Annotated in this window: 11 protein-coding genes and 1 pseudogene; 1 reads left to right on the top strand and 11 read right to left on the bottom strand. The window is 45.8% G+C overall.

The genetic code is table 11. The annotated features are described in order from the left end of the window. From DXB44_RS13975 to DXB44_RS13935, 9 genes and pseudogenes are all read right to left on the bottom strand, one after another. Positions 1–146, bottom strand: a pseudogene (locus tag DXB44_RS13975) (sigma-70 family RNA polymerase sigma factor); the annotation flags it as partial. Positions 147–614: 468 nt separating this feature from the next. Continuing rightward, positions 615–1346 carry an ABC transporter permease gene (locus tag DXB44_RS13970; protein WP_199607215.1) on the bottom strand — a complete coding sequence of 244 codons (732 nt, stop codon included), beginning with the start codon at positions 1344–1346 and terminating at the stop codon, positions 615–617. A gap of 13 nt (positions 1347–1359) precedes the next feature. After that, entirely contained in the window at positions 1360–2091 is a 732-nt protein-coding gene (locus tag DXB44_RS13965) for an ABC transporter permease (protein WP_055221125.1), read from the bottom strand. After that, positions 2084–3007: an ABC transporter ATP-binding protein gene (locus tag DXB44_RS13960; protein WP_117802011.1), complete on the bottom strand. Its 924-nt coding sequence runs from the start codon at positions 3005–3007 to the stop codon at positions 2084–2086. Before DXB44_RS13960 ends, DXB44_RS13965 begins: the two co-directional genes overlap by 8 nt. 17 nt (positions 3008–3024) lie before the next feature. After that, positions 3025–3450, bottom strand: coding sequence for a DUF3887 domain-containing protein (locus tag DXB44_RS13955; RefSeq protein ID WP_117801977.1), 426 nt, complete (start codon positions 3448–3450; stop codon positions 3025–3027). Positions 3451–3462: 12 nt separating this feature from the next. Then, a complete protein-coding gene (locus tag DXB44_RS13950) occupies positions 3463–4230 on the bottom strand; it encodes an ABC transporter permease (RefSeq protein ID WP_117801976.1) in 768 nt (255 codons plus the stop codon). A 91-nt stretch (positions 4231–4321) separates the two neighbouring features. Then, positions 4322–5245 (bottom strand): HAMP domain-containing sensor histidine kinase, encoded by a 924-nt coding sequence (locus DXB44_RS13945; protein ID WP_117801975.1) that lies wholly within the window; start codon positions 5243–5245, stop codon positions 4322–4324. A 2-nt stretch (positions 5246–5247) separates the two neighbouring features. Next, complete coding sequence (locus DXB44_RS13940) at positions 5248–5949, bottom strand: response regulator transcription factor (protein ID WP_117801974.1); 702 nt, start codon at positions 5947–5949, stop codon at positions 5248–5250. After that, positions 5942–6130 (bottom strand): helix-turn-helix domain-containing protein, encoded by a 189-nt coding sequence (locus DXB44_RS13935; protein WP_117801973.1) that lies wholly within the window; start codon positions 6128–6130, stop codon positions 5942–5944. The genes DXB44_RS13940 and DXB44_RS13935 overlap by 8 nt, the downstream gene beginning before the upstream one ends. Before the next feature lie 144 nt (positions 6131–6274). On the opposite strand from DXB44_RS13935, the gene DXB44_RS13930 reads away from it, so the two are divergent. Next, on the top strand, positions 6275–6643 hold the full coding sequence (locus DXB44_RS13930; RefSeq protein ID WP_002596316.1) for a helix-turn-helix transcriptional regulator: 369 nt from the start codon (positions 6275–6277) through the stop codon (positions 6641–6643). 27 nt (positions 6644–6670) lie between these two features. Here DXB44_RS13930 and DXB44_RS13925 read toward each other — a convergent pair whose 3' ends face one another. Both DXB44_RS13925 and DXB44_RS14920 read right to left on the bottom strand, forming a co-directional pair. Continuing rightward, positions 6671–6970 carry a hypothetical protein gene (locus tag DXB44_RS13925; RefSeq protein ID WP_118659074.1) on the bottom strand — a complete coding sequence of 100 codons (300 nt, stop codon included), beginning with the start codon at positions 6968–6970 and terminating at the stop codon, positions 6671–6673. A 16-nt stretch (positions 6971–6986) separates the two neighbouring features. Further along, a partial coding sequence (locus tag DXB44_RS14920; RefSeq protein ID WP_243026184.1) for a TnpV protein occupies positions 6987–7153 on the bottom strand: 167 nt, incomplete at its 5' end.

The raw sequence follows: 7153 nt of genomic DNA, 5'->3' as shown, positions 1-7153 counted from the left end.
TCGTCAAACTCCCGGCCATCCCAATGCCGCCGCTGTTCATGAAACAGGTTCTCCGTTTTGTGATCGGCCCGGTCAAGAAATTCATAGACTTCCAGCGTAACCTCCACGGCCACGGCTTGTCCGTTATAATTGATGGTAACTTCCATCTGCCTTTCCTCCATTCAGATTTTTTGGTAAATCTGAATGGGGCGGCGGAGAACGGCACTGGGGCCAGGGTTCGGGCCATGCTGGCCCGATGTTCCGGCTCCACAGGGACAAAAAAGCGCCCGGACGGCATAAAGCCATACGAGCGTAATGGAATATATTTTGCTGTTTGGTTACATGGTATAGTACATACTGCTGGCCGCATTGCTCCGCTGCTGGAAACAGGCTTTTTTTAGCTGGTGCAGGTCATGGGTACTGTGAAAAAAGACAAGAATAGACACGGCGGCAATCCTCCTATATGCCGCCGTGGATTTACACGGTGTTAGGTCGTCGTTGGTTTAGCGTAGACGAAAAGAAACGGCGGCTCTGAAAATCAAAGCCGCCGCTTCATAGGCGCGTGAAAATGTGTCTGCTTTACGACGGCTTTTTTTCTTTTGCCGTCGTCCGGCAGATCATTAGATATATTGCATTTATTTAGTCTTGCGGTTCCATCCTTTCAAAATTAACAATGACAAAATCACACAAACCATCAGAATTACAACGCCGATTAAAACCTGAAACATATTTGCATTATAATAACCAGAGATATTGAAAACGGCTGTCATGGGATATACCGTCTTTAACTGCTGGGACATACTCGCAAATAATCCAGCAAACGAATAAATTTCTGCAAATACCAGAGCCAGCCAATACCCCTTTTTCATCCGCGCTACCAGAGCGATAATAGGCGAAATTGCAAAGAATACGCCTACCCCATCCAGAAAATATATTTTCAGATTTTCTAACACAAGGCCAACGGAAAGTGCTTCTAAATGCAAAACTGCCTCGACAAGAAAGGTAATTGCAAAAAGTAAAAGGTAAATCAGAACGCTGAACACAAAGGCAAGTATCATTTTGGCAAGTGTCAGTTTCACTTCATCTACGGGAATGAGCCGCAGAGATTTTAAGGTATCCTCCTGTTCCTCCCGGCAAATCATATAACTTCCCAATAGGGCAGTTACAGCAGGCAGAACATAAAAGGTAGCAAGGGATTGGGCCGCTGTCATAAACCATCCAGCCCCGTTAATATATCGGCGGTCATAGAATGTAAACTGTCCCTGTGCAAAGACGATTAACCCTACCATGACTGTTGCAAACCCAGCAATCCAGAGTATTTTGGAACGGTGGAGTTTCTGGCTCTCCGCCCAAAGCAAATCTTTCATCATTTTTTGCACCTCACTTTCTCCGAACCAATGCCACATTCGCCAATACAGCCGAAGCAGCAGCCCATACACCAATACACAGAAATGCGGCTGGAATATTTAATGGCTGATCAAATACAACACCCGGAATATCATACATAACAATAGCGGTCATACTGGACAGCGGATGTAGGTACATATTCACCATCAAGAGGATAAAGCCGAGGAATGTATAAATCAGCGTCAGGCAAACAGGGAGAATATAGCCCTTTTGCGCTGCGGCAACCGCCAGTACTGGTAACACCGCAAAGGCGGTCAACAGAGAAATTTCCATACACTTCCGCAAAAGATAAAGGACACTTTCACTGTCAAAGGGAATATAACCAGATAGTACGCCGGTCAGAATGGACGCCGTTGCGGTAACTAGCATAAAGCAAATGGAATACACCAGCACCACAGCAAACTTGCTGAAAAAGTATGCCATTTTATTGACCGGTACAATCCAAAGCTGTTTGAGCATATCATACTGGTTTTCGTTATACATCAGCATGGTACACAACATTCCCAACACCACCGGCAGGATAATCCACGGGGTATAGCTGAACGCTGTCCATTTGTAAAACATAATGGGGTCCACACCGGTTCCTTTGACACTTGAAAAGTAAAATACGGCAGCCAGTGGCATAAAGAGCGCCGCCAGCAGCATGAGCCAGATAAACTTTCTCCGGCGCAGTTTTAGAAATTCAACTTGTATCAGTTTAAGCAATTCCCTCTCCCCCTGTGATCTGTTTGAAATAATCCTCAAGGGTATCATTGCAGATTTGGGAGCTGATAACAGCTACATCCTGCACCACAAGGGCCTTGTTGATTGCCGCCATATCCAGTGCGGTGTCATAAAGCCGCAGGTTGTGTTCGTCCTGCACCGCATAATCGGTCACATGGAATTGCCTTTCCAAAATTAAAGAGGCTTTTGGAATATCCGACACTTGAAGCTGGATGTATTTCCGATTTTTCTTTTCTAATTCTTCCATGCTGCTTTCTTCCAGCAGAATCCCGTGGTCGATAATGCCTATGTCATCTGCCAACAGTGAAATTTCGGAAAGTATATGGCTGGAAATTAGGATGGTTTTGCCACGCTCCACACTTAAATTCTTAATAAAGTTCCTCACTTCGGCTATACCGATAGGGTCAAGTCCATTGGTCGGCTCGTCCAAAATCAAAAGCTCCGGGTCATGCAGAATAGCGTTGGCAATACCGAGGCGCTGCTTCATGCCGAGGGAATACTTACTGAACAGCTTTTTGTCTTTGTAGGGCAATCCCACAACTTCCAGCGCATTCTTGACGGCATTGGGCTGGGGTGTCCCTCGTAACTTCGCAAAGATTTCAAGGTTTTCTGTTCCGGTCAGATTCGGATAAAAGCCGGGAGTTTCGATGATGGCCCCAATACGGGGATAAATGCGTTTCTCATGGCCTTTGATGTTCTGTCCGAACACATCTACTTCGCCGGAAGTGATTGGTGTAAGGCCCAAAATCATTTTCATAATTGTGGTTTTACCGGCTCCGTTGCGTCCTAAAAGTCCATAAATCCGGCCCGGCTTCACATGAAGATTCACAGAATTAACGGCAGTTTGTTCCCCGTAAATCTTTGTCAGCTTTTTGGTTTCAATCACAAGATCACTCATAAAAATACCTCGCTTTCTCATTTTGTTTCGTTCTTCCAGATAACATAGTTGTAAAGGCTGCCATCCGGGAAATAGTTGATGAATACTTTGAAATTGCCTTTGTCACAAGGAATGACAAATTCAACACGGATTTGGTCAGAGTGTTCCGGCGCATAGCAGGACACATCCGGGGAAGTGTTCTCCGGCAGCCCGCCCAGCTTATCGACTTCTTCTTCCCATGTTTCCTGTATCGTCTCCGCAGAAATATTGTCCTGTACGCCCTGCGGCAACGCATTGAAGAAAGTTTCAAAATCTCCATCCATCATTTGGTTAAAGTATTCGGTTGCTTCTTCCGTAATGGCCTGTTGGTCGGGAGCCTCGCCGGAAGATGGAGCGGCCTGCTGGCAGGCACAAAGAGAAAAAACAAGCAGAATACCGAGTAATAAACAACTCAATCGTTTCATAAGTCTTTCCTTTCAGTAAGATTGCTTTTTTAGAGCCACTACGGATGCGGCGGCAAATGTAGCACCGATCAAGAGCAGCGAACCGACACAAACAAGCGGCGAAGTATTGGATAAAACGCCTTGCATCAGGCTTTCTACCATAGCTGCGGCCGCTTCGGAAATATGGGGATAAATCCCCATCACGCTTGCCAGCGGGTGTATTCCCGTAAGATAAGCCGGGGCAATGACTACGGGAATCAGATAAAGCAGCGTTGCGCCAATGGGCAGGATATATCCCTTTGACAGCGTGGAAAGAAACACAATCGGAAGCATGGCTATGGGAATCAGAATACCACCTGCCAGATACAAAAGACCAGCGTCCATCAGTGTTTGGGCGTTCAGATCGGGAAAGCCTCCGGCAATCAGCCCACCGACAACACACAAAAGAAAAGTAATCAGGCACAGTCCTACGGACATCAGAATAACCACAGCGACTTTTGAAAAGTATAGCTGTGCTTTTGTAATAGGGATGATAAGCAGTTCTTTCATCGTGTCATTTTTGTGTTCATCGAAAAACAGTGTCGTTGCAAACATTCCCAGCACAATCGGCAGAAACAGGCTGGACATATTCTTAAAGGCCAGTGTGTAAAGGTCGCCAAAACTATCCATAAAGGGACTGCTCCTTGAAATGCTGCAAGCCCTCTCAATCGCAAACGCTCCAAGCAGAAGTGTCAGAGCCAAAATACACCAGACAATTTTATTCCGTTTCCATTTCTGGATTTCAGTTGTAATAATCGTCATACGGTTTCCTCCTTTCATGGTTCCAATTATAAAACGCAAACCTTGCCATAACCTTGCCGAGATAAAATTTTTTCAAAAAAGCTCTGTGGGATCACAGAGCTTTCGGAAGTATGATGATAAAGGTTGTTCCGTTTCCGGGAACACTGGCGGCTGTAATCGTTCCTTTATGAATACTGACTAACTCTTTGGCAATCGAAAGGCCCAGCCCGTTCCCTTTGGCAGAACGGGAGTGATCACATTGATACATCCGTTCAAAGATATGCGGGAGATCAGAGGCGGCAATCCCATTGCCGTTATCAGCAACAACGATTTTTGCCTGCTGCTCCGTTTCAGTCACGGTCAGGAAAACTTTGCTTGCATCACTGTGCGTCAGGATATTTTGCAGTAAATTATTGAGAATACGAGTGTAGGCGGTAGAGTCAACACGTGTCATGTATTCTGTTTCAGGTATCTCAATTTCATAGCTAAGATCGTGGTTTTCCAGCAGCGGCACCCAATCAGCCATGATGTCACGGGAAAGCTCATTCAGGTCACAGACCTCAAAATGAAAAATCTGTTCCCCGGCATCCAGCTTCACCCATTCAAACAGGGCGGTCACAAAATCTTTCAGGTGGTGGGCTTTTTCCATAGCCACCCGAATGTATTCTTCCTTCTCAGCTCCTGTTACCATCTTGCTTTCCACAGCCTCCAAATATCCAACCAGAGAAGCAAGAGGGGTTTTTACATCATGGGAAAGGCTTGTCATAAGCCGTTTATAAGCCTGTTCGGATTGCTTTTGCTGTATAAGCCGAGATTGGCTGCTCATGGCAATCTCGTTAATATCATAACAGATTTGTTTTGTCAGGTCGCTTTCCCGCGTCAATACACGGCGGTTCAAATTCCCGGCTTTTATATCGTTTAGGGCATCCCTAATAAGAAAAAGCTGACCACGGACGCGGTAAAGTTTTCCCAAAAGATAGCTGATTACCAGCAAAGCAATCAATAAGGACAACAATAGATAAAGGTTAATTTCCATGCTCATGCCTCCTTGTTAAAGCGATACCCTACACCGCGGACAGTCTGAATATAAAAAGGTTGTTCTGGATTTGGCTCGATTTTTTTTCGCAGTTTACTGATAAATGCCATGAGGTTATTGTCGTCAAAATCATATTCTTCTGTCCACACCTGCATATAAAGTTGCTTTTTAGTAAAGACCCGTCCTTTGTTGGACGCCAGAAATAGAAGCAAGTCAAACTCCTTGCCGGTCAAGTCTACCGAGAGATTCTGAACCGTTACGGTTCGGTTGATTTTATCAATTACCATATCTTTCAGAAGCATGGTGGCGGCTTCGTTTCCAGTCACAGGGTTTAAGGTGGTATAGCGCCGGATTAGAGAATTGACACGAGCCATCAGTTCGTTAATTCCAAACGGCTTTGTCAGATAATCGTCCGCCCCCAGCCGCAGACCAGAAACCTTATCTTCTTCGTCGCTTTTGGCGGTCAGCATCAGCACCGGCACATTGTTTTTCTCTCGGATTTTCTGCAATACTTGAAACCCGTTCATATCTGGCATCATCACATCCAGAATAATTAGTGAACAGGTATCCTTGTTTTTTTCCAGTAGCCTCAGACCCTCTAAGCCGCCATGTGCTACTACCGCAGATAAATTTTCTTGTTCCACACATTTTTTCATCAAGGCACAAAGTTCCTTGTCATCGTCTATAATCAAAACGCTATTCATGTTTCAGCAACCTCCCTTGTTTTGTTCTTCCATCAATCGGCTTTTCTGCGTTCTTGGGGATCAGCCAAACACCAGCCATTTTCATAGCGCCGGGGATACGCTCTCCGGCACAATAATAATTTACCCTACGAGGTGTCACGCCCCACTTTTCGGCGGCCTCTTTCAATGTCATATAGTCCATTTCGCACCTCCACAGAATACATTATAGTTCTCTTTCTCGAACAATGCAAGAAATGGAATATGAATTATAAACTTCAACTAAACTGCATATAGCAACATTCCACGGGCAAAGTATGAATTATACAATGTAACTGGGTGATGCTATATGGCGAAAGTTGAAGATTGTCCCGGTTTTGAAACCTTTGGTGCAGATGTCAAAGCCGCACGAGAGGCAAAGCGTCTGGCACGAAAAACATTGGCGGAAATGGTTGGGATTGAATGGCGGTATCTTGCCAACATTGAGAATCAAGGTGCAATTCCGAGCCTGCCTGTGATGATCCAATTGATTAAGATCTGCGGACTTCCCGTGGAACGGTATTTTAACCCGGAGATCATGCGGGAAGAAAGCGAACAGCGGCAACGGGTCAGCCACAAGCTGAAACTCTGCCCTGAAGAATACCTGCCGATTATCGAAGGTGCCATAGACGGGGCGCTCAAAATGGAACAGACTGCGAAGCAGAAGGAGGACGCATAATCGCGGCCTCCTTCTGGCATTTCTATATCAAGGTTCCCGGCACTTTTCCAAAAGTTCCTGACACCTCTGCTGGATTTCTCCGGTTTCTGTCACAGTCAGTTCACGCTCGTTTCCGGTAATTTTATCTTCCAGAAAGTTGGCGTATGTACCCAGCAAAGCGTTCCGTAAATCCTCTGGGGTTTTCTGTATCTCGGCGCTATACCAGTCATTCCGGTGGGGTTCCCATGCCATCAATGTATAACCGTGGCTGGTCTGAACCACCTCATACAGAGGGTCAACATCCAGATATGCCTGAAACACTTTCAAAACCTTTTCAAAGGCCAGCATTTCCCACTCCTCCCATTCAGCTGCAAATCAGTTCCCTGATTAAAATTTCCTCAATCTGTGCCGTTAATGTGTTCATCAGCCCCACCCAACGCATAGGATCACAGGCTTTCAGTTCCTCAGTGACACCCGCAGCCTCCATCATGTGAGGTAACATGGTGTCCACACGCTCCTGCGCTGTCCGGT

Origin of the sequence: Faecalibacterium sp. OM04-11BH, assembly GCF_003482185.1 — a bacterium.
In the GTDB taxonomy this organism is placed as follows: domain Bacteria; phylum Bacillota; class Clostridia; order Oscillospirales; family Ruminococcaceae; genus Faecalibacterium; species Faecalibacterium tardum.
This window is presented reverse-complemented; position numbering and strand designations above follow the sequence as displayed.